Origin of the sequence: Nocardioides ferulae, assembly GCF_003660455.1 — a bacterium.
Taxonomy (GTDB): domain Bacteria; phylum Actinomycetota; class Actinomycetes; order Propionibacteriales; family Nocardioidaceae; genus Nocardioides; species Nocardioides ferulae.
In genome coordinates, this window is record NZ_QZVR01000028.1 from 34552 (window position 1) to 53305 (window position 18754).

An 18754-nucleotide genomic window follows, 5' to 3' on the forward strand; every position below is an offset into this window, starting at 1 on the left:
GCCGACAATCTGTCGGAAAACCACCCGGAGGGCTGTGGGGATCCTCACCCGGCCGGGTGAAGGCCGGCGCGGGTCAGTTCACCTGCCGCTCGCGCCCCTCCCAGTAGGGCGCCCGCAGCTTGAACTTCTGCAGCTTCCCGGTCGCGGTGCGGTCGAGCAGCTCGCGGAACTCCACCGACGTCGGCGCCTTGTAGTGGGCGACGCGGTCCTTGCACCACCGGATCAGGTCGGCCTCGGTGACCGTCGAGCCCTCGGCCACCACCACCAGCGCCTTGATCGTCTCGCCCCACTTCTCGTCGGGCACCCCGATCACCGCCACCTCCGCGACGTCGGGGTGGGAGAACAGCGCGTCCTCGACCTCGATCGAGGACACGTTCTCGCCGCCGGTGATGATCACGTCCTTCTTGCGGTCCTGGATCGTCAGGTAGCCGTCGTCGCCGATCTCGCCCCCGTCGCCGGTGTGGAACCAGCCGCCCTCCAGCGCGCGCTCGGTCTCCTCCGGCTGCTCCCAGTAGCCCTCGAGCACCACGTTGGAGCGGGCCAGCACCTCGCCCTTGGGGTCGATGCTCAACCGGCAGCCGAGCGCCGGGGCACCGGCGCGCACCAGCTTGGCGGCGCGCTCCTCGGCGGCGAGGTCGTCCCACTCCGCGCGGGTGCGGTTGATGGTGAGCAGCGGCGAGGTCTCGGTGAGGCCGTAGATCTGGATGAACTCCCAGCCGAGCTCCTCCTGGACCCGCACGATCGTCTTGGTCGGCGGCGGCGCCCCCGCCACGATGATCCGCACCCGGTCGCGACCGGGGATCTCGCCCTCCCACGACTGGGCCGCGTCGAGCACGGTGTTGACCACCGCTGGCGCCGCGCACATCACGGTGACGCCGTGCTCCTCGACGCGCCGGAGGATCTCGGCGCCGTCGATCTTGCGGATCACCACCTGCGGCACGCCCAGCCCGGTCATCGTGAACGGCATCCCCCAGCCGTTGGCGTGGAACATCGGCAGCGTGTGGAGGTAGACGTCGCGGTCGGTGACGCCGGCGTGCAGGCCGAAGGTCACCGCGTTGACCCAGATGTTGCGGTGGGTGATCTGCACGCCCTTGGGGCGCGCGGTCGTGCCGGAGGTGTAGTTGATGCAGGCGGTCGCGGCCTCGTCGGGCTCCCAGGGCCGCGGCTCGACACCCTCGGCGGCGTAGATCGCGTCGTCGTCGCCGAGCACGTGCTTGAACTCCGCCTCGACGCCGGCGAGGTGGTCGGCGACCTCGGGGTCGACCAGCAGCATCCGGGCGCCCGAGTGGCCCACGATGTAGCGGACCTCCTCGGGGCTGAGCCGGAAGTTCACCGGCACCAGCACCCGGCCCGACCCGGCCACCCCGAAGAACGCCGTCAGCAGCCGGGCGCTGTTGTGGCTCACGATCGCGACCCGGTCACCCACCCCGATCCCGAGCTCGTCGAGCTTCGCCGCCTGCCGACGGGCCAGCGCCGCGATCTCGGCGTACGTCAGGGTGCCCAGCGACGGCGCCGGCTGCTGGGGCTCGTCGACGACGCCGGTGCGGTCGGGATAGACCGCGACCGCACGGTCGATGAAGTCGGAGATGCTGAACGGGACGAACATCGGGCCTCCTGGTGAGCTTCCCCGCAGCCGGGACGGCAGGTGTGTGACTCGCGCCACTGTAGTGAGCCTCGCCGGCCGGCTCGACCGCTCGCGACCGGCTCCGGCCACTCGGGTCGGCGAACCGCCGCCGATGCGCGCCGAGCGGTAGGCGGCCTGCGCCCGGCGGCCCGCGGCACCGGGTTTCGGCGTCCACCATCCGGGAGACCGGTCCGCCGACCCGTCACAGATTCCCGCAAACACGCCGTGTCGCGGTGAACGATCGACGGGTCGGCACCGCGACTCCGAGGAGAGACATGACCGACCAGCGCCCCGAGACCACCGACCCGCAGGCCCAGCACCCCCAGCCCGACACCGAGGGCGAGGACCTGCCCCGGCCGGGGAAGGAAGGGTCGGTCACCGCGCGGATGGACGAGGAGCCCGACCACGGCGAGGACTCCTACGTCGGCACCGGCAAGCTGGCCGACCGGGTCGCGCTGATCACCGGCGGCGACTCCGGCATCGGTCGCGCGGTCGCGCTGGCCTACGCCCGCGAGGGTGCCGACGTGGTGCTGACCTATCTCGAGAGCGAGCAGGAGGACGGCGAGCGCACCGCCGCGCTGGTCCGAGACGCCGGCCGCCGCGCCGTCCTCGTGCCGGGCGACCTCACCTCGGAGGACTTCTGCCAGGAGCTGGTCGACCGCACCGTCGAGGAGTTCGGCCGCATCGACATCCTGGTCAACAACGCGGCCTACCAGATGGCGCAGCCGGGCGGCATCGCCGACATCACCACCGAGCAGTTCGACCGGGTGATGAGGACCAACCTCTACGCGATGTTCTGGCTGTGCAAGAAGGCCCTGCCCCACATGCGCCGGGGCGCGAGCATCATCAACACCTCCTCGGTGCAGGCCTCCTCCCCCTCGCCTCCGCTGCTCGACTACGCGGCGACCAAGGCCGGCATCGCGAACTTCACCCGCGGCTTGGCCCAGATGGTCGCCGAGGACGGCATCCGGGTGAACTCGGTGGCACCGGGACCGATCTGGACACCCCTCATCCCGGCCACCATGCCCGAGGAGAAGGTCGAGTCGTTCGGCGAGCAGACCCCGATGGGGCGGGTCGGCCAGCCCGCCGAGGTGGCCACCGCCTTCGTGTTCCTGGCCTCCGCCGAGGCCAGCTACATCACCGGGGAGGTGCTTGCGGTCACCGGCGGTCAGCCGGTCACCGTCTGACCCTGCCCCCTCTGCCCGCGACGGCGCAGATGAGAGGGCTCTCATCCGCATCTCACGCTCCCGCCACGATGCGGCAGGATCGTCGTCGTCATGAGCAACCTGTGGAAGTCCCTGCTGGCCCTGGCACTGGTGCTGCCGCTCGGCGGCTTCGTGGTGGGGTCGTTGCTGGCCTCCGCCGCCGACGACCCGGCTCCCCGCGACACCATCCAGATCGACCGGGTCTCCACCTCGCCCGGGCCGTCGGGCACGGCGACCGGCTCCCCCACCCCCCGGCCCTCGAAGACGCCCTCCCCGACGGCGCAGCGGTCCGACGACGACCACGGAGACGACGGCACGGACGACCGGGGCGACGGCATCGAGGACGTGACCCCCAGCCCCGACGACATCGACGATCACCGTGACGACGACGGCCGCGACGGGGACGACGGAGACGATGGGGACGACGACGACCGGGACGACGACCGCGATGACGGGGACGACGACGACTGAGCGCGCCCTCCACGACGACGCCCGGCCCATCCGGTCGGGCGTCTCCGTGCGCACCCGGATCACCGCGGCGGTAGCCCTGGTGGTGGCCGTCACGCTCGCGCTCGCCGGGCTGGTGGTCTATGCGATCGAGGCCCAGCGCATCGAGGAGGCGGTCACCCGCGCGGTCGACCAGGAGCTCGCCGAGTTCCGGGTGCTCAGCGACCCCGCGGGCCCGGACGGCGTCGCCGACACCCGCGACGACCCCGACCCGGCGTCGCTGCCCGGCTCGGTCCCCGGCGCCCTGCGGCTCTTCCTCAGCCGCAACGTGCCCGACGACGACGAGCTGCTGGTCGCCTGGTGGGACGGGGCGGCGAAGCTCCGCTCGCCCAGCGACCCCCTGGCCGCGAGCCCGGAGTTCGCCGCCGCCGTCGCCCCGCTGGTCGGCGAGAACGGCTCGACCACGCTGACCGGCCCGGACGGCGAGGTGCTGATCACCGTGCAGTCCGCCGACGACGGCACCACCCAGGGCGCCCTCGTGGTCGCCACCTACCTCGACGCCACTCGTGGAGAGCTCCGCGACACGATGCGCACCTACGCGATCGTCGCCGCGCTGTCGCTGCTGCTGGTGGCCGCGGTGGCCAGCTGGCTCTCGGGTCGGCTGTTGGCGCCGTTGCGCGTGCTCCGTGAGACGACCGACGAGCTCACCGACGCCGACCTGACCCGGCGCATCCCGGTGCGCGGCAACGACGACATCACCGCGCTGACCCGCACCGTCAACCGGATGCTCGACCGGATGGAGGCCTCGTTCCTGGGCCAACGGCAGTTCCTCGACGACGCCGGCCACGAGCTGAAGACCCCCCTCACCGTGCTGCGCGGCCATCTCGAACTGCTCGACACCGGCAGCCCCGCCGAGGTCGCCGAGACCAAGGCGCTGCTGCTCGACGAGGTCGACCGCATGTCGCGGCTGGTCGGCGACCTGATCCTGCTGGCCAAGAGCGACCGGCCCGACTTCGTGACGCCCGCGCCGGTCGACGTCGGCGAGCTCACCAAGGGCGTGCTGGCCAAGGCCCGCGGCCTGGGCGACCGCGACTGGCGGCTCGACGGCACCGCCGAGATCGTCGCCAAGATGGACGAGCAGCGGATCACCCAGGCGCTGCTCCAGCTCGCCGACAACGCCGTCAAGCACACCGATCCCGGCTCCGTCGTGGCCGTGGGGTCGGCGTCCGACGCCGGCTCCGTGCGGTTGTGGGTCCGAGACACCGGAGCGGGCGTCCCCCCGGCGGACCGCGACCACGTCTTCGAACGTTTCGGCCGCAGCCAGGTGCGCCCCACCGACGAAGGCTTCGGCCTCGGCCTGTCGATCGTCCGCGCGATCGCGGTGGCCCACGGCGGTAGCGTCACCATCGAGGACGCCGAGCCGCACGGCGCCAGGTTCGTGCTCACCCTGCCCGCTCCGGACCGGCGTCCGCCGCCGCACGAGGAGGAATCGTGGCCCGCATCCTGATCGTCGAGGACGAGGCGCGCATCGCCTCGTTCGTCGCCAAGGGGCTGCGCGCCGACGGCCACCTCGTCACCGTCGAGGCCGACGGGCAGCGGGGCCTGGACGCCGCGCTGAGCGGCGACCACGACCTGGTGGTGCTCGACATCGGGCTGCCCACGCTCGACGGGTTCGAGGTGCTCGACCAGCTGCGATCGCAGGGCTCCCGAGTGCCGGTCATCGTGCTCACCGCCCGCGACTCGGTCACCGACACCGTGTCCGCGCTCGAGGGTGGCGCCGACGACTACATGCCCAAGCCGTTCCGGTTCGCCGAGCTCCAGGCCCGCATCCGGCTGCGCCTGCGCCACGGGCAGGCCGAGACGGCCGCCGGCACCCCCGACGCGCTGGACGCCGGCGCGATCCACCTCGACCTGCGCACCCGTCGGGCCAGGGTGGCCGGCCGCGAGGTCGACCTGTCGGCCCGCGAGTTCGCGCTGGCCGAGATGTTCATGCTCAACCCGGGCCAGGTGCTCTCCCGGGAGCAGCTGCTCGACCAGGTGTGGGGCTTCGACTTCGACCCCGGTTCGAACGTGGTCGACGTCTACGTCGGCTACCTCCGCAAGAAGTTCGGGGCCTCGGCGATCACCACCGTCCGCGGGATGGGCTACCGGTTCACTCCCTGAATCCGCCGCCCACCGGTCCCGAGGGCCACCAGACCTGTCGTCCACGGCCGGATCGGCCTACCGTGGCGACCATGAGCACCATCCGTCGTCCCGTCCGCGCAGCGCGCCGGGCCGCGGCACTCACGGCCGCCACCTCCGCGCTGCTGCTCGCCTCGGCCGGCCTCGCCTCGGCCGAGAAGATCGTCGTCGCCGACGACAACGAGTCCGAGTCCGCCGCCGACGTCAGCCGGATCCTGGTCAACCACCGCGCCAACCCCGACGCCGCGTCGAAGGGCCGCATCGTGGTGCGGGTGCGCGCCGGGGAGGTGGACTACGGCGACCGGTTCAACCTGTGGCTGGACCGGCCCGGCGACCGCCGCGGCGTCTGGTACGCCGCCTCGATGATCCCCGACGCCGGCTACGAGCCCGTCCAACGGGTACGCGGCTGGCGAACGGCCGGCAAGGACGCCTGCGCGCGGTGGGAGGCCAGGCTCAGCGCCGGCCCCGACCAGGTGGCCCTGTTCTCGATTCCACGCACCTGCCTGGGCGAGCCCGGCAAGGTGCGGGTCGCGTTGCGGGTCACCTACAGCCCCGGCGTGGACGCCTACCGTGACTGGGTGCCGGACACCAAGACGTTCACCGACTGGGTGACGGCCTCCTGATCCGGGTGCGTCACCGCACCTTGAAGCCACCCAGCCGCGCACGCGGCTGGCGGGCCAGCACCGGCTCGAGGGCCTCGGCGAACTCGGCCGGCAGCGGCCGGTTGCCCGGGACCTTGTCGAGCCCTGCGACGACGATCTTCGCCACCTCGGCCGGCACCCGGTCCGGCAGCTCGTAGGGCTCCTCGACCAGCTGCGGATAGCGACGACGCACGTCGTCGGAGTCCAGGTCGCCCTCGTCGAAGGGCCGGTAGCCGGCCACCGCCTCGAAGAGCGTCGCCGCGAGGCCCCACACGTCGCTGGCGTGCCCGGGCACCCCGGTCTCCGGCGGCAGGCACTGCTCCGGGGAGAGGTAGGCATCGGTGCCGATCGGTGACGTGAGCGCCTCGGCAGCCGCGAGCGGCCGCGCGACCGAGAGGTCGATCAGCCGGGCCGGTGCGGCCATGATCACGTTGCTGGGCTTGATGTCCAGGTGCACCCATCCCACCTGCCGCAGGTAGTGCAGCGCCGCGGCCACCTCGATCGCCAGCGGGAGGTACTGCTGCTCCTGGAGCGGGCCGTGGCGCCGGAGCAGGGTCGAGAGCCGAGGGCCGTCGATCTGCTCCAGCACCACGTGCGGCCGCTCACCGTCCAGCCGGTGCCGCAGGCCCCGGACGACGACCGGGTGGTTAACCGTGGCGAGCGCCTCGACCTCGCGGCGCAGCCCGCGCAGGCTCGCGGGGTCGTCGACGAGGCCGGGGCGGAGCACCTTCACCACCACCGGCAGGTAGGTGATCTCGTCGAAGGCGAGCACCGCCTCGTACGACGAGCCACCGCCCAGGACCTTCACGGCGGTGAGGTCGGCGGTGATCTGGTCGCCCTCGCGGAAGTGCCAGCTGTTCTCGCTCATCGCTGCGTCCTCGCCTCGGTCGTCTCGGGTCGCGGGTCAGCGCCGGGTGTCGTTGCGGGACTTGTCGTTGGTCGAGTTCTTCGACCAGTCCCGGGTGCGGTCGCCGCCGTCGCGGGTGAAGTCCTTGGTCAGGTCTCCGCGGCTGCGGTCCCGGTCGCGGCTGACCGCGGTGACCCGGCTGTTGGTGTTGTCGGCGCGCGAACGGCTGTCGCCGGTGCCCGTGTTGGTGTTGGTGTTGCCGGTGTCGTCGTCGTCATCGTCGTCGACGGTGGTGACGACATCGGCGGTGTCGTCGTCGCGCTTGAGCACGACGTCGGAGCGGTCGGGCCCCTCCTCGGCCAGCGCGCTCGGCGCGGTGAACGCGATCAGGCCGGTGGCGACCAGCCCGGCCAGACCGAGCGTGCCGGTGGTGATCACCTTCGTGTTCAGGGTGCTCATGGTGTGCCTCTCCGTTTCGTCTCCGGGTGGTGGGGCCGTGGCCCCGGCGTCCCCTACGACGACGACAGTGCCGCCCTCCCGTGAACGGTCCATGAGCCGCGGATGAGAGGCCTCTCATCGACCCTTACCCTGGTGTCGCCCGTCCCGCCCACCTCTGGAGCCCACGATCGTCCGCAGCGCGAGCTGGCCCGACCGACCGACGCCCCTGTTCGTGTGGGGGCGCGCGGCCGTGCTCGGTTGCGCCGTGCTCACGACCGGAGCGGTGTCACACGTGGCTGCCGGCGGTCGACTGCCCGGGGCGATGGCGATGCTGGCGCTGTTCGGCGTGGCCACGCTGGCGGGGGCTCGCTTCCTGCACCGCGCGGCCTCCGCGCTGCGGGTGACGGTGCTGGTCGTCTCCGGCCAGACGCTGGTGCACCTGGCGCTGTCCGGGCTGGCCGGCCACCGCGGTGACCCTGCCGCTGCGCCCGCAGCCGCCGGCACGGCCCGCCCCGACGTCCACGCGATCGCGGCCACCACCGACGCCGACGGTCACCGGGTCGGCTCCCTCGTCGACCAGTGGGAGGCCGGGCATGCCGTTGCCACCGGCCCGCCGGCCGACCTCTCCGGGTCGCTCACCAGCTGGGCGCACCACCTGGTCGAGCACACCACGGCCCAGCCGCCGCTCATGCTGGCGGCCCACGTCGCGGGAGCCGTAGCGCTGGCGCTGTGGCTCGCCCTGGGCGAACGGGCGCTGTGGCACCTGATCCACCTCGCCGCAGCGCGCACCCGGGTGCGCGGCATCCTCACCCGGGCGTTCGCCGCCTGGTCGAGCGCACCGGTGGCACCGCGCCGGCTCGTCCGGCCGCCGCTGGCGGTGGCCCCGGCGGCAGTGACCCCCCTGCACCGGCGGCCCTGCCGCGTGGTCGTCCGGCGCGGTCCTCCGGCTCTCCTCGCGGGCTGACCACAGCCCACCGCCCCCTGCGCCGCCCCGATCCCCCGGGGACGGTGCCGGACGCACGCCCCGTCGCGGCCCCCGGCCGGGCCGGCGGCGGCGTCCCCCACCCAGAGACCCGAGGAGACCCATGTCCATCGACCACACCCACCACAGCCACCCCCCTGCGGCCGGCCCCGTGCGCGCTCGCGGCACCGGCCGCCGAGTCCGCCGAGCGGCCCGACTGCTGCCGGCGCTCGCCCTGGCCCTCACCCTGGCCGCCTGCGGCGACGACGACGGCGACGCCACCCCCGAGACCACGGCCGCCGAGACCGGAGGCATCGTGGTCCAGGACGCCTGGGTCCGGGCCACCGAGGGCAGCGAGGACCCGTCGATGACCGGCGCGTTCATGGTGCTCGAGAACGATGGCGAGGACGACGTCGACCTGGTCGGCGCCGCCTCCCCCGTCTCCGGCATGGTCGAACTGCACGAGATGGCCATGGTCGACGGCGACATGGTCATGCAGCAGGTCGACGGCGGCATCACCATCACCGCGGGCCGGGGCAAGGTGCTCGAGCCGGGCGGCTACCACGTGATGCTGATGGGCCTCACCGACCCGCTCGCCCCCGGCGACGAGGTGGAGCTGACCCTCGAGTTCTCCGACGGCTCCGAGCAGACGCTCACCGCGCCGGTCAAGGAGTTCACCGAGGAGGAGGGCCACTACCACGAGCCCGGGACCGAGGAGCACGGCCACGACGACTCCTCCGAGGAGTCGATGTCCGACAGCGGGCACGGCGACTCGTGACCGCCCGGGTCGGCCGACGGGCCCTGCTGGGCTACGCCGGCTCCGCCGCGGCGGGCGCCGCCGTCGCCGGGACGGCCGGGGCCGTCGCCTGGTCGCAGGAGCAGGATCATCCGGCCGACCCGGCCACCGGCGCCTCCCCCGCCGGCCGCAGCCACTCGCCGTACGGCGTGCACCAGCCGGGCGTGGCGGCACCGACTCCCCAGGCGGTGACCCTGGTCGCGCTGGACCTGCGATCCGGCGTCGACCGGGACGCGTTGGCGCGGCTGCTGCGGCTGTGGACCGGCGACATCGAGGCGCTCACCCAGGGGCGCGGCGCGCCCGGCGACACCACCCCGTGGCTGGCCACGGCCGGGGCCGACCTCACCGTCACGGTGGGCGTCGGTCCCGGCCCGGTGCGCGCCGGTCTGCTGCCGGGGCTCGACGGGTTCGGCGAGATCCCACCGATGCGCCACGACCGGCTCGAGGAGCGGTGGTCCGGTGGCGACCTGCTGGTCTCGGTGGGCGGACGTGACGGCACCACCGTCGGTCACGCCGTACGCCGCCTGACCGCGGACGCGGAGCCGTTCGCGCGGCTGCGCTGGCGCCAGCACGGATCCTGGAACGGGCTCGACGGCGAGCAGCGGCCGGTCACCGGTCGCAACCTGTTCGGGCAGGTCGACGGCTCCCGCAACCCGCAGCCGGGCACCGACCTGTTCGACCAGACGGTGTGGGTGCGCAGCGGAGCATGGGCCGGCGGAACCACGCTGGCGTTGCGGCGGATCCGGATGGACCTGGCCACGTGGGACGAGCTGACCCGCGACGAGCAGGAGCGCTCGACCGGCCGCGACCTGGCCGCGGGGGCACCGCTGACCGGCGGCGTGGAGTCCGACGACGTCGACCTCCTCGCCCGGGCCGACGGCCGCTTCGTGGTCGCGCGCGACGCCCACGTCCGTCGTTCCCACCCCGCGAGCAACCAGGGTCGGCGGATCTTCCGCAAGGGCGCGAACTACTCCGTCGAGGAGTGGACCGACGGGGGTCTCCGGGTCGAGTCGGGGCTGCTGTTCCAGAGCTTCCAGGCCGACCTGACCGACCAGTTCGTGCGGGTCCAGCGCACCGTCGACGAGCTCGACGCTCTCAACGAGTGGACCACCGCGATCGGATCGGCCGCCTTCGCCATCCTGCCCGGCTTCGAGAAGGGCTCCTGGCTCGGAGAGCCGCTCCTCACCTGAGCCGCACGACCCCGCCGACCGGGGAGCACGTCAGCCCCCGAGATGCTTGAGGGCCTCACGCCGCGAGAGGCCGGACAACCTGTCCCCGAGCCGATCGACCTCGGCCCGCACCCAGTCGGGGTCGGTGCGTGCATAGTCGCGCAGCGCCCAGCCGATCGCCTTGCGCAGCCAGAACGTCGGGTCCTCGGCATTGGCCTCGACCACGGCGCGCAGCAACCCGGCGTCGGTCTCGGCCTTGTCGCCGACCTGGCAGAGCACCGCGGCGCGCCGGGTCCACAGGTCCCGGTCGTCGGCCCAGCCCAGCATGACCGGCGTGACCTCGGGACGGTACGCCGCGAGCACGTCGCCGATCGGATGCGTGGCCAGCTCGTCGACCAGGTCCCACCACGCGCCGGTGACGACGAGGTGCCGCAGCAGGGGCAGCGCCTCGGGGTCGAGCCACCCGCGGGCCTGCCGGTGCCGCACCAGCTTGATCGCGGCGTACCGCTCCTCGCGGTGGGTGGCCTCCTCCCAGAGGAGGAGCACGGTGGCCTCCCACGTCGGCCGGTCAGGGGGCCGCCACGGTCCGAGGACCGGCCGCAGGGCGTCCCGGAGCTGCGGCGAGCCCAGCCCGAGGAAGGGCATCGCCGACTTCATGTAGTGCTGCTGGGCCTCGCCCCGGGCGGGGTCTGCCCGCTCGGCCAGGGCGGCGCGCAGCCGCCTCACCAGTCCGTCGTCCGCCCCACCCACGGTCCGACGCTACGCCGACCGGCGGACGCCCTCGGTCGGGGTTCCTGCCGCTGCACCGCCAGGCCGCCCCGGGAGGTGGTTGCCGTAGGGGTTCGCCTCGCACATGTCGTAGGCGTCTCCGAAGTCGGGGTCGAGCCACCCGACCTCGGGCACGTCCACGATGAGCTTGTGACACTCACTGCATCGGGCCACGGGTTGGTGGGTCAACGGTGTCTCACGCCACCAGGTCTTCACGTCTCCACCATCGGCAGGCGAAGGAGAAACCCGAGGGACTCGGCCCCGTGACGAGGGTGATGCCAGCGACACGGGGTCTCGGTGGGCGCAGAGGGGATCGAACCCCCGACCGCTGGTTTGTAAGACCAGTGCTCTACCGCTGAGCTATGCGCCCTGGCTCCGGCGGCGTGGCTCGTCGGAGGCGCGGTCAGGCTACGCGACACGTCGGGCGGGCGCGCAACCGAGGCGCGGTCGCGGGACGAGCGCCCGCGGAGATGGGTCGAGCCGCTGGCGTCTCGGGTCACCAGCGGCTCGACATGGACAAGCCTAGGCAGGGCCCGGTGAGGTCGGGAGCGGATCGGCGGATTTGGCCGATGCCGGTCCAGACCAGTCGGCGGGTTCGGCTCAGGCGAGCGCGGTCAGCTGCCGCAGGTGCTCGTCGAGGTCGCGCCCGTCGGGCATGGCGTTGTGCACCGCCCACCGGACCAGCCCCTGCTTGTCGACGACGTACGACGAGCGGCGGGCCGCCCCGGTGCGCTCGTCGAAGACGTCGTAGGCGCGGGCGACCTCGCCATGGGGCCAGAAGTCGGAGAGCAGCGGGAAGTTCAGGCCGTCGGAGTCGGCGAATGCCCGCAGCGAGAACATCGGGTCGCAGGAGATCGCCAGCACCTCGCTGTCGAAGGTCATGAACTCGGCTAGCCGGTCGCGGACACCGGACATCTCGCCGGTGCAGACCCCGGAGAACGCGTAGGGGTAGAAGAGGATCGCGACGGCCTTGCGCCCCCGGAAGTCGGACAGCGTCACGTCCTGGCCGAACTGGTCGCGGAGCGTGAAGTCCGGCGCCGGGCCGCCGATCGTGAGGCCGGTCATCGGCCCGAGGTGGGATGCGGCTGCTGCATGCCCGTCATCCTCGCACCTGCCGCCGACGTCACCGACTCCCGCCCCGGTCGCCCGGCTCGTCCTGCTCGTCGTGCTCGCCGTGGGTGAGCAGCTCGCGCTTGAGCACCTTGCCGGTGGCGTTGCGCGGCAGCTCGGGCAGGAACACGATCTCGCGCGGGACCTTGTAGCGGGCCAGGTTCTGCTTGACCCAGTCCTTGAGGTCCTCCTCGGAGCAGGAGGCGCCGTCGTCGAGCACGACGAAGGCGCGCAGCCGCTTGCCGTAGCCGGGGTCGTCCACGCCGACCGCGGCCACGTCGTGCACCGCCCGGTGGCGGGCGAGGCAGTCCTCGACCTCCTTGGGGAAGACGTTCTCGCCCCCGGAGACGATCATCTCGTCGTCGCGGCCCTCGACGTAGAGCCGTCCGTCGTCGCCGAACCGACCGACGTCGCCGGTCGACATGAGCCCGTCGACGATGTCCTTGTGGCCGCCGCCGGTGTAGCCCTCGAACAGCAGTCCGTTGCCGACGAAGATCCGCCCCGACTCACCGACCGGGAGCTCCTGGCCGTCGGCGTCGAGGATCTTCACGACGGTGGCGTACGGCGGCTTGCCGGCGGAGCCGGGCGCCGCCCGGAGGTCCTCGGGGGTGGCGATGGAGGCCCAGGCGACCTCGGTGGACCCGTAGATGTTGTAGAGGTTGTCCCCGAAGTGGTCCATCCAGGAGAGCGCGAGATCGCCGGGCAGCGCCGACCCGGACGAGGCCACCACCTGCACCCGGGTCAGGTCGTGACGCGCGAGCCGCTCCTCCGGCAGCGCCATGATCCGCTGCAGCATCACCGGGATCACCACCAGGGAGTCGCAGCGTTCGCTCTCGAGGACGTCGAGGCAGTCCTCGGGGTCGAACCTGCGGCGCAGCACCAGCGTCGAGCCGAGCAGCATGGCCAGCGCCATGTGGGCGAAGCCCCAGGTGTGGAACAGCGGCGCGGCCACGTGGGTGCGCCAGCCGTGGCGCAGCGGCATCCGCGAGAGCAGCGCGACGGCGGCGTCGATGCCCGCCTCGGCCCGAGGCGCCCCCTTGGGGGTGCCCGTGGTCCCCGAGGTCAAGATGATGATCCGGCCGTGCCGGTCCGGTGGGTCGAGGTCGGCGTCGGAGCGGCCCTGGACGAGCTCCTCGACCGTGAGTGTGCCCGAGTGGTGCGAGCCCGAGGCGTCCTGCTCCTCGGTCCACGCGAGCACCCGCTGGGGCGACTCGGCGTCGGCGAGCAGCTCGGTGAACTCCTCGTCGTGGATCACCACCTGCGGCTGCTCCCGCTCGAGGACGTCGACCAGCTGCGGACCGGCGAACGCGGTGTTGAGGTAGAGCAGGTCGGCGCCGAGCTTGGTCGCGGCGATGGACGCCTCGACGAAGCCCCGGTGGTTGCGGCACATCAGCGCGACTCCGTCGCCCTCGCCCACGCCCAGCTCGGCGAGGGCGCGGGCCAGGGCGTTGCTCCGCCGGTGCAGGTCACCGAAGGTGACCGAGCCGCGCTCGTCGACCACTCCGGGACGGTCGGGGAAGCGCAGCGCGAGGGAGGCGAAGCCTCCCGCGGGGCCGGTCCCCCAGGTCCTGAGGGTGCGGGCCAGTCCGGCCAGCACCCGCGGGGAGTAGGGCCGGATGACGCCGGCGGTGCCGAGCACCTTCAGGCCGGTGCCCGCGGCACCGGCGCGCAGGCGCAGTCTGTCGAGGACGTGTTGGTCGGCCACGGCGGTCCTGATCGTCGGAGCGGATGTCGGGCAGCGGGTCTCGGCTCAGGCGGGGTGCTTGGGCGCCACCAGCCGGGTGGCCGCCCAGTCCTTGCTGACCGACGCGGTGGTCGTCTGGGCGAGCCCCGCGATCGGCGCCGCCTCCGCGATGTCGGCCGGGTCCACGGCGTTGGGCCGGCCCACGCGCGGCGTGAGCAGCCAGATCGCCCCGCCACCGACGAGGTCGGTGAGCGCGTCGACGAGACCGTCGACGAGGTCTCCGTCCTCGCGGCGCCACCACAGCAGCACGGTGTCGACCACGTTGCCGTAGTCGCCGTCGACCATGTCGGCGTCGATCGCCTCCTCGATGGCGACCCGCAGGTCGTCGTCGCTGTCCTGGTCCCAGCCGAGCTCCTGGACCACCACGCCCGGCTTGAGTCCCAGTCGGGCCGCTGGCCCTGTGGTCGGTCCTGTTTGGGTGGACCCACCACCCGCGGTCGCGCTCACCGATTCCTCCGATCGTCCGGGCGGCCGCCCCGATGGACGGCCGGTCGAGTGTGCAGTAGTCCAGCGGAGTCGAGCCCGCCGCGCAACCCGTGGTCGCCTGGTGAGCCCCGCTGAGGCCGCGCTGAGGCCCCGCGGTGGCCCCGCGGTGGCCCCGCCGGGGCCAGGCGAGTGGCCCGGCCAGCGCACCGTTCGGGAGGCCGGCGAGGGCCGCCGAGGGCCGGGGCGGCCGCCGCCGCCGGGGCTACCCGCAGGTAGCCCCGGCGGCGTCCGGGCCCTTCGGGCCGCGTGCAACCATGAGGGGGTGACCGAAGAGCAAACCTCCACACCGGGCAGCCGATCGGTCCCGTCCGTGATCCACGAGGGACTGCCGACCCAGCTCCCCGACATCGACCCGGACGAGACCCACGACTGGCTCGACTCCTTCGACTCGCTGATCAGCGAGCGCGGCCGCGAACGCGCCCGCTACGTGATGCTGCGGCTGCTCGAACGCGCGCGTGAGGCCTCCGTGGGCGTCCCGGCGCTGCGCAGCACCGACTACATCAACACGATCCCGCCGGAGCGCGAGCCGTGGTTCCCCGGCGACGAGGAGACCGAGCGGCGGATCCGCGCCTTCATCCGCTGGAACGCGGCGGTGATGGTCTCCAGCGCGAACCGCAAGGGCCTCGAGGTCGGCGGGCACATCGCCACCTACCAGTCCTCGGCCAGCCTCTACGAGGTCGGCTTCAACCACTTCTTCCGCGGCAAGGAGCACCCCGGCGGGGGCGACCAGGTCTACATCCAGGGCCACGGCTCCCCCGGCGTCTACGCCCGCGCCTTCCTCGAGGGCCGGCTGACCGAGGAGCAGCTCTACCGCTTCCGCCAGGAGGTGCAGCACGGTCCGGGCGCGGGGCTGCCGTCCTACCCGCACCCCCGGCTGATGCCGGACTTCTGGGAGTTCCCCACGGTCTCGATGGGGCTGACCTCGCTGAACTCGATCTACCAGGCGCGGTTCAACCGCTACCTGCACAACCGCGGCATCAAGGACACCGACCAGCAGCGGGTGTGGGCGTTCCTCGGCGACGGCGAGATGGGCGAGCCCGAGTCGCTGGGCGCGATCCGCACCGCCGCGCGCGAGGAGCTCGACAACCTCGTGTGGGTCGTCAACTGCAACCTGCAGCAGCTCGACGGCCCGGTGACCGGCAACGGCAAGATCATCCAGGAGCTCGAGGCCAACTTCCGCGGCGCCGGCTGGAACGTGATCAAGGTCGTCTGGGGCCGCGAGTGGGACCCGCTCCTGGCCCGCGACGTCGACGGTGTGCTGGTCAACAGCATGAACACCACGCCCGACGGCGCCTTCCAGACCTACTCGGTCGAGAGCGGCGACTACATCCGCGAGAGCTTCTTCGGGGCCGACCCGCGGCTGCGCAAGATGGTCGAGCACATGAGCGACGAGCAGATCCGCAAGCTCCCGCGCGGAGGCCACGACTATCGCAAGGTGTACGCCGCGTTCGACGCGGCGACCAAGCACGTCGGGCAGCCGACGGTGATCCTGGCCAAGACCATCAAGGGCTGGACGATCGACGCCCTCGAAGGCAAGAACGCCACCCACCAGATGAAGAAGCTGACCCCCGCGGACATCAAGAAGTTCCGTGACCGGCTCTACCTTCCGATCTCCGACCGCGACCTCGAGCGCTCCTTCGACGAGACCGGTGCGCCGCCGTTCTTCCACCCCGGCGCCGACGCTCCCGAGATCGAGTACATGCTCGAGCGCCGTCGTCAGCTCGGCGGCTCGCTGCCCAAGCGGGTGGTGCGGGCCAAGTCGCTGACGCTGCCCGGCGACGAGGCCTACAAGGAGCTCAAGCAGGGGTCGGGCAAGCACGCGATCGCCACCACGATGGCGGCCGTGCGGCTGCTCAAGGAGTGGATGCGCGACCCCAACATCGGTCAGCGGATCGTGCCGATCGCGCCCGACGAGTACCGCACCTTCGGCATGGACGCGATGTTCCCGAGCGCCAAGGTCTACAACCCGGCCGGCCAGCAGTACGAAGCGGTCGACCGGAAGTTGTTGCTCTCCTACAAGGAGTCCGCGCAGGGGCAGATGCTCCACGAGGGCATCTCCGAGGCCGGCGCGTTGGCCTCGGCGACCGCCGCCGGGTCGGCGTACGCCACCCACGGCGAGCACATGATCCCGTTCTACATCTTCTACTCGATGTTCGGCTTCCAGCGCACCGGCGACTCGATCTGGGCGATGGCCGACCAGCTGGCGCGCGGGTTCCTGATCGGTGCCACCGCGGGCCGCACGACGCTCACCGGCGAGGGGCTGCAGCACGCCGACGGCCACTCGCCGCTGCTCGCCGCGACCAACCCGGCGGTCGTGCACTACGACCCCGCGTTCGCCTACGAGGTCGGGCACGTCATGCGCTCGGGCCTGGAGCGGATGTACGGCGAGGACCCCGAGAACGTCATCTTCTACATGACCGTCTACAACGAGCCCGTGCCGCAGCCGGCCGAGCCCGAGGACGTCGACGTCGAGGGCATCCTGCGCGGCATGCACCGGGTCTCGGTCGCCGACGGCGACGGTCCCCGCGTGCAGCTGATGGCCTCCGGTGTGGGCTACCCCTGGATCGACAAGGCCCGGCAGCTGCTCGCCGACGACTGGGGCGTGCGTGCCGACACCTGGTCGGTCACCTCCTGGAACGAGCTGGCCCGCGACGCGATCGCCGCCGACGAGTGGAACCTGCTCCACCCCGGCGAGGAGCGCCGCACGGCGTACGTCACCGACAAGCTGGCCGGGGTCTCCGGACCGGTGGTGGCGGTCTCCGACTTCATGCGCGCGGTCCCGCTGCAGATCGCACCGTGGGTGCCGGCCGAGTACCGCGTGCTCGGCACCGACGGTTTCGGCTTCGCCGACACCCGGCCCGCCGCCCGGCGCTTCTTCCACGTCGACGCCGAGTCGGTGACGGTGCAGGCCCTGCAGGCGCTGGCCGACGCCGGTGAGATCGGCGCGGACGTCGTCAAGGAGGCGTTCGAGCGCTACCGGATCGACGACCCGACGGCCGTGGCCGGGGTGAAGCAGGAAGGAGGAGACGCCTGAGGGACGAAGGCGTCAACTCCTGAAGCGGGGCGGTGACCATGGTCGCCGCCCTGCTTCGCGTCCGGGGTCTCGGCAAGCTCGACCACCGGGCAAGCCCGACCACCGACGACGCGGTCCGCTGGCGCGTCCCAGGTCTCGACACGCGCGGTCACGACCTCGTCCCTCGGTCGTGCGCGCTGCTCGACCACCAACGACGCGGTCCGCTGGCGCGTCCCGCGTCAGGCGCCCTTGATCCGGCTCACGGTCGCGATCGGCCGCTCGGTGTGGCCCGCCTTGAGCAGCGCGCGGAACCGCGCCCGGCTGTAGGTCGCGGGCTCGGTCGAGCGGATGAACTCGTGCAGGATCTTCGCGAACCGGTGCGGGTGGTCCTTGTGCGGGAAGTGCCCGGCGTTCGGAATCACCTCGATCCGGGCGTTCGGGGCCAGGCGGGCGGCGTTGTTGGCGTGTCGCACCGGGATCACCGTGTCGTCGCGGCCCCAGACCACCGCCATCGGCATCTCCTGGGTGAGGTAGGCCCGGTCGGCCATCGTGACGATCTGGCCGCGCCAGTCGACGACCGCGCTCACCACGTGGCGGATCGCCGCGCGGGCGTAGGGGTCCTTGAAGGAGTCGAAGATCTCGGCGACCTCGTCGAGGTCGCGGGTGTGCTTCCACGGCGTCGCGGCGAGGGCGCGCATGCCGGCCTTGCCCAGGTGCCGCACGCCGGGCAGGGTCAGCAGGCCCATCAGCTGGTGGAAGCCGGGGGTCGTGACCGCCCGGATCGCCGGTGAGACCTCGGGGCCCAGGCCGCCTGAGCCGACGAGCACCAGGCGCTCGGTGCGCTCGGGGAACTGGTAGGCGAACTGCATCGCGACGCCACCGCCGAAGCTGTGGCCGACGACGGTGACCTTGTCGACCCCGAGCACCGTGAGCAGGTCGCGCATGCCGTTGGCGTAGCCGCCGACACTGTAGTCGGCGCGCGGCTTGGCGGAGCGCCCGTGCCCGAGCAGATCGGGCGCGATCACCGTGTAGCGCCGGGCGAGGGTGTCGATCACCGGCTCCCAGGTGGTGTGGTCGCAGCCGAGGCCGTGCAGCAGCAGCAGCACCGGCCCCTGGCCGACCTTGACGTAGGCGCGGCGGTGGCCGTGCACGGTGAGGTACTGGACCTCGTGCTGGTGACCGGTCACCGATCCCTCCCAAGGCGGTGTGGTGGCGTCCCCCGCGAGGGGACCGCGTTCGACGAGAACACGTTCCCTCTTCACCGGGCGTTCAACCGCAGTGAACGGCACAATCGCTGCCAGGGATAGGGTTTCGGGCACTTTGG

Annotated in this window: 18 protein-coding genes and 1 tRNA gene; 9 read left to right on the plus strand and 10 right to left on the minus strand. The window is 72.5% G+C overall.

Going from position 1 to position 18754, the window contains the following annotated elements:
- Positions 1-73: 73 nt before the first annotated feature.
- Positions 74-1606, minus strand: a complete 1533-nt coding sequence (locus tag D6B71_RS20335; RefSeq protein WP_121258520.1) for an AMP-binding protein — start codon at positions 1604-1606, stop codon at positions 74-76.
- A gap of 293 nt (positions 1607-1899) precedes the next feature.
- Here D6B71_RS20335 and D6B71_RS20340 point away from each other — a divergent pair, with 293 nt between their 5' ends.
- The 5 genes from D6B71_RS20340 (at position 1900) to D6B71_RS20360 (ending at position 6080) form a co-directional block, all read left to right on the plus strand.
- Positions 1900-2811: an SDR family oxidoreductase gene (locus tag D6B71_RS20340; protein WP_121258522.1), complete on the plus strand. Its 912-nt coding sequence runs from the start codon at positions 1900-1902 to the stop codon at positions 2809-2811.
- Between the two features lie 90 nt (positions 2812-2901).
- On the plus strand, positions 2902-3300 hold the full coding sequence (locus D6B71_RS23220; RefSeq protein WP_206051879.1) for a hypothetical protein: 399 nt from the start codon (positions 2902-2904) through the stop codon (positions 3298-3300).
- Entirely contained in the window at positions 3278-4783 is a 1506-nt protein-coding gene (locus tag D6B71_RS20350; protein WP_164519758.1) for a sensor histidine kinase, read from the plus strand. Before D6B71_RS23220 ends, D6B71_RS20350 begins: the two co-directional genes overlap by 23 nt.
- Entirely contained in the window at positions 4768-5439 is a 672-nt protein-coding gene (locus D6B71_RS20355) for a response regulator transcription factor (protein ID WP_121258526.1), read from the plus strand. Before D6B71_RS20350 ends, D6B71_RS20355 begins: the two co-directional genes overlap by 16 nt.
- A 71-nt stretch (positions 5440-5510) precedes the next feature.
- Positions 5511-6080 carry a hypothetical protein gene (locus D6B71_RS20360; RefSeq protein WP_126688332.1) on the plus strand — a complete coding sequence of 190 codons (570 nt, stop codon included), beginning with the start codon at positions 5511-5513 and terminating at the stop codon, positions 6078-6080.
- A 10-nt stretch (positions 6081-6090) separates the two neighbouring features.
- Here the strand turns inward: D6B71_RS20360 and D6B71_RS20365 are convergent, their stop codons facing one another.
- Entirely contained in the window at positions 6091-6966 is an 876-nt protein-coding gene (locus D6B71_RS20365) for a serine/threonine-protein kinase (protein ID WP_121258530.1), read from the minus strand.
- 36 nt (positions 6967-7002) lie between these two features.
- Entirely contained in the window at positions 7003-7404 is a 402-nt protein-coding gene (locus D6B71_RS20370; RefSeq protein ID WP_121258532.1) for a hypothetical protein, read from the minus strand.
- 271 nt (positions 7405-7675) lie between these two features.
- Between D6B71_RS20370 and D6B71_RS20375 the strand changes: the two genes are divergently transcribed.
- The 3 genes from D6B71_RS20375 (at position 7676) to D6B71_RS20385 (ending at position 10330) form a co-directional block, all read left to right on the plus strand.
- Positions 7676-8347 carry a hypothetical protein gene (locus D6B71_RS20375; protein WP_126688333.1) on the plus strand — a complete coding sequence of 224 codons (672 nt, stop codon included), beginning with the start codon at positions 7676-7678 and terminating at the stop codon, positions 8345-8347.
- Between the two features lie 121 nt (positions 8348-8468).
- Positions 8469-9122, plus strand: coding sequence for a copper chaperone PCu(A)C (locus tag D6B71_RS20380; protein WP_121258536.1), 654 nt, complete (start codon positions 8469-8471; stop codon positions 9120-9122).
- On the plus strand, positions 9119-10330 hold the full coding sequence (locus D6B71_RS20385) for a Dyp-type peroxidase (protein ID WP_121258537.1): 1212 nt from the start codon (positions 9119-9121) through the stop codon (positions 10328-10330). The genes D6B71_RS20380 and D6B71_RS20385 overlap by 4 nt, the downstream gene beginning before the upstream one ends.
- A gap of 30 nt (positions 10331-10360) precedes the next feature.
- Here D6B71_RS20385 and D6B71_RS20390 read toward each other — a convergent pair whose 3' ends face one another.
- From D6B71_RS20390 to D6B71_RS20410, 6 genes are all read right to left on the minus strand, one after another.
- Positions 10361-11059, minus strand: coding sequence for a DNA alkylation repair protein (locus D6B71_RS20390; RefSeq protein WP_121258539.1), 699 nt, complete (start codon positions 11057-11059; stop codon positions 10361-10363).
- Positions 11060-11068: 9 nt separating this feature from the next.
- Positions 11069-11218: a hypothetical protein gene (locus D6B71_RS22970; protein ID WP_164519759.1), complete on the minus strand. Its 150-nt coding sequence runs from the start codon at positions 11216-11218 to the stop codon at positions 11069-11071.
- Between the two features lie 157 nt (positions 11219-11375).
- Positions 11376-11447: transfer RNA gene (locus D6B71_RS20395), tRNA-Val, on the minus strand.
- Between the two features lie 230 nt (positions 11448-11677).
- Positions 11678-12142 carry a peroxiredoxin gene (locus D6B71_RS20400; protein ID WP_121258541.1) on the minus strand — a complete coding sequence of 155 codons (465 nt, stop codon included), beginning with the start codon at positions 12140-12142 and terminating at the stop codon, positions 11678-11680.
- A 58-nt stretch (positions 12143-12200) separates the two neighbouring features.
- Positions 12201-13892, minus strand: a complete 1692-nt coding sequence (locus D6B71_RS20405; protein ID WP_121258543.1) for an AMP-binding protein — start codon at positions 13890-13892, stop codon at positions 12201-12203.
- 45 nt (positions 13893-13937) lie between these two features.
- Positions 13938-14378: a DUF3052 domain-containing protein gene (locus tag D6B71_RS20410; RefSeq protein ID WP_121258545.1), complete on the minus strand. Its 441-nt coding sequence runs from the start codon at positions 14376-14378 to the stop codon at positions 13938-13940.
- Positions 14379-14679: 301 nt separating this feature from the next.
- Between D6B71_RS20410 and aceE the strand changes: the two genes are divergently transcribed.
- Positions 14680-17451, plus strand: coding sequence for a pyruvate dehydrogenase (acetyl-transferring), homodimeric type (aceE, locus tag D6B71_RS20415; protein WP_121258547.1), 2772 nt, complete (start codon positions 14680-14682; stop codon positions 17449-17451).
- 218 nt (positions 17452-17669) lie between these two features.
- On the opposite strand, the gene D6B71_RS20420 is transcribed toward aceE, so the two are convergent.
- The gene (locus tag D6B71_RS20420; RefSeq protein WP_121258549.1) at positions 17670-18617 is read right to left on the minus strand and encodes an alpha/beta fold hydrolase; all 948 of its coding nucleotides are present in this window, start codon (positions 18615-18617) and stop codon (positions 17670-17672) included.
- Between the last annotated feature and the right edge of the window lie 137 nt (positions 18618-18754).

What these genes read in the sequence shown, in the direction of transcription:
- D6B71_RS20335 (WP_121258520.1), bottom strand. Translation starts at nt 1,606, where the DNA reads ATGTTCGTCCCGTTCAGCATCTCCGACTTCATCGACCGTGCGGTCGCG.
- D6B71_RS20340 (WP_121258522.1), top strand. Translation starts at nt 1,900, where the DNA reads ATGACCGACCAGCGCCCCGAGACCACCGACCCGCAGGCCCAGCACCCC.
- D6B71_RS23220 (WP_206051879.1), top strand. Translation starts at nt 2,902, where the DNA reads ATGAGCAACCTGTGGAAGTCCCTGCTGGCCCTGGCACTGGTGCTGCCG.
- D6B71_RS20350 (WP_164519758.1), top strand. Translation starts at nt 3,278, where the DNA reads ATGACGGGGACGACGACGACTGAGCGCGCCCTCCACGACGACGCCCGG.
- D6B71_RS20360 (WP_126688332.1), top strand. Translation starts at nt 5,511, where the DNA reads ATGAGCACCATCCGTCGTCCCGTCCGCGCAGCGCGCCGGGCCGCGGCA.
- D6B71_RS20365 (WP_121258530.1), bottom strand. Translation starts at nt 6,966, where the DNA reads ATGAGCGAGAACAGCTGGCACTTCCGCGAGGGCGACCAGATCACCGCC.
- D6B71_RS20370 (WP_121258532.1), bottom strand. Translation starts at nt 7,404, where the DNA reads ATGAGCACCCTGAACACGAAGGTGATCACCACCGGCACGCTCGGTCTG.
- D6B71_RS20380 (WP_121258536.1), top strand. Translation starts at nt 8,469, where the DNA reads ATGTCCATCGACCACACCCACCACAGCCACCCCCCTGCGGCCGGCCCC.
- D6B71_RS20400 (WP_121258541.1), bottom strand. Translation starts at nt 12,142, where the DNA reads ATGACCGGCCTCACGATCGGCGGCCCGGCGCCGGACTTCACGCTCCGC.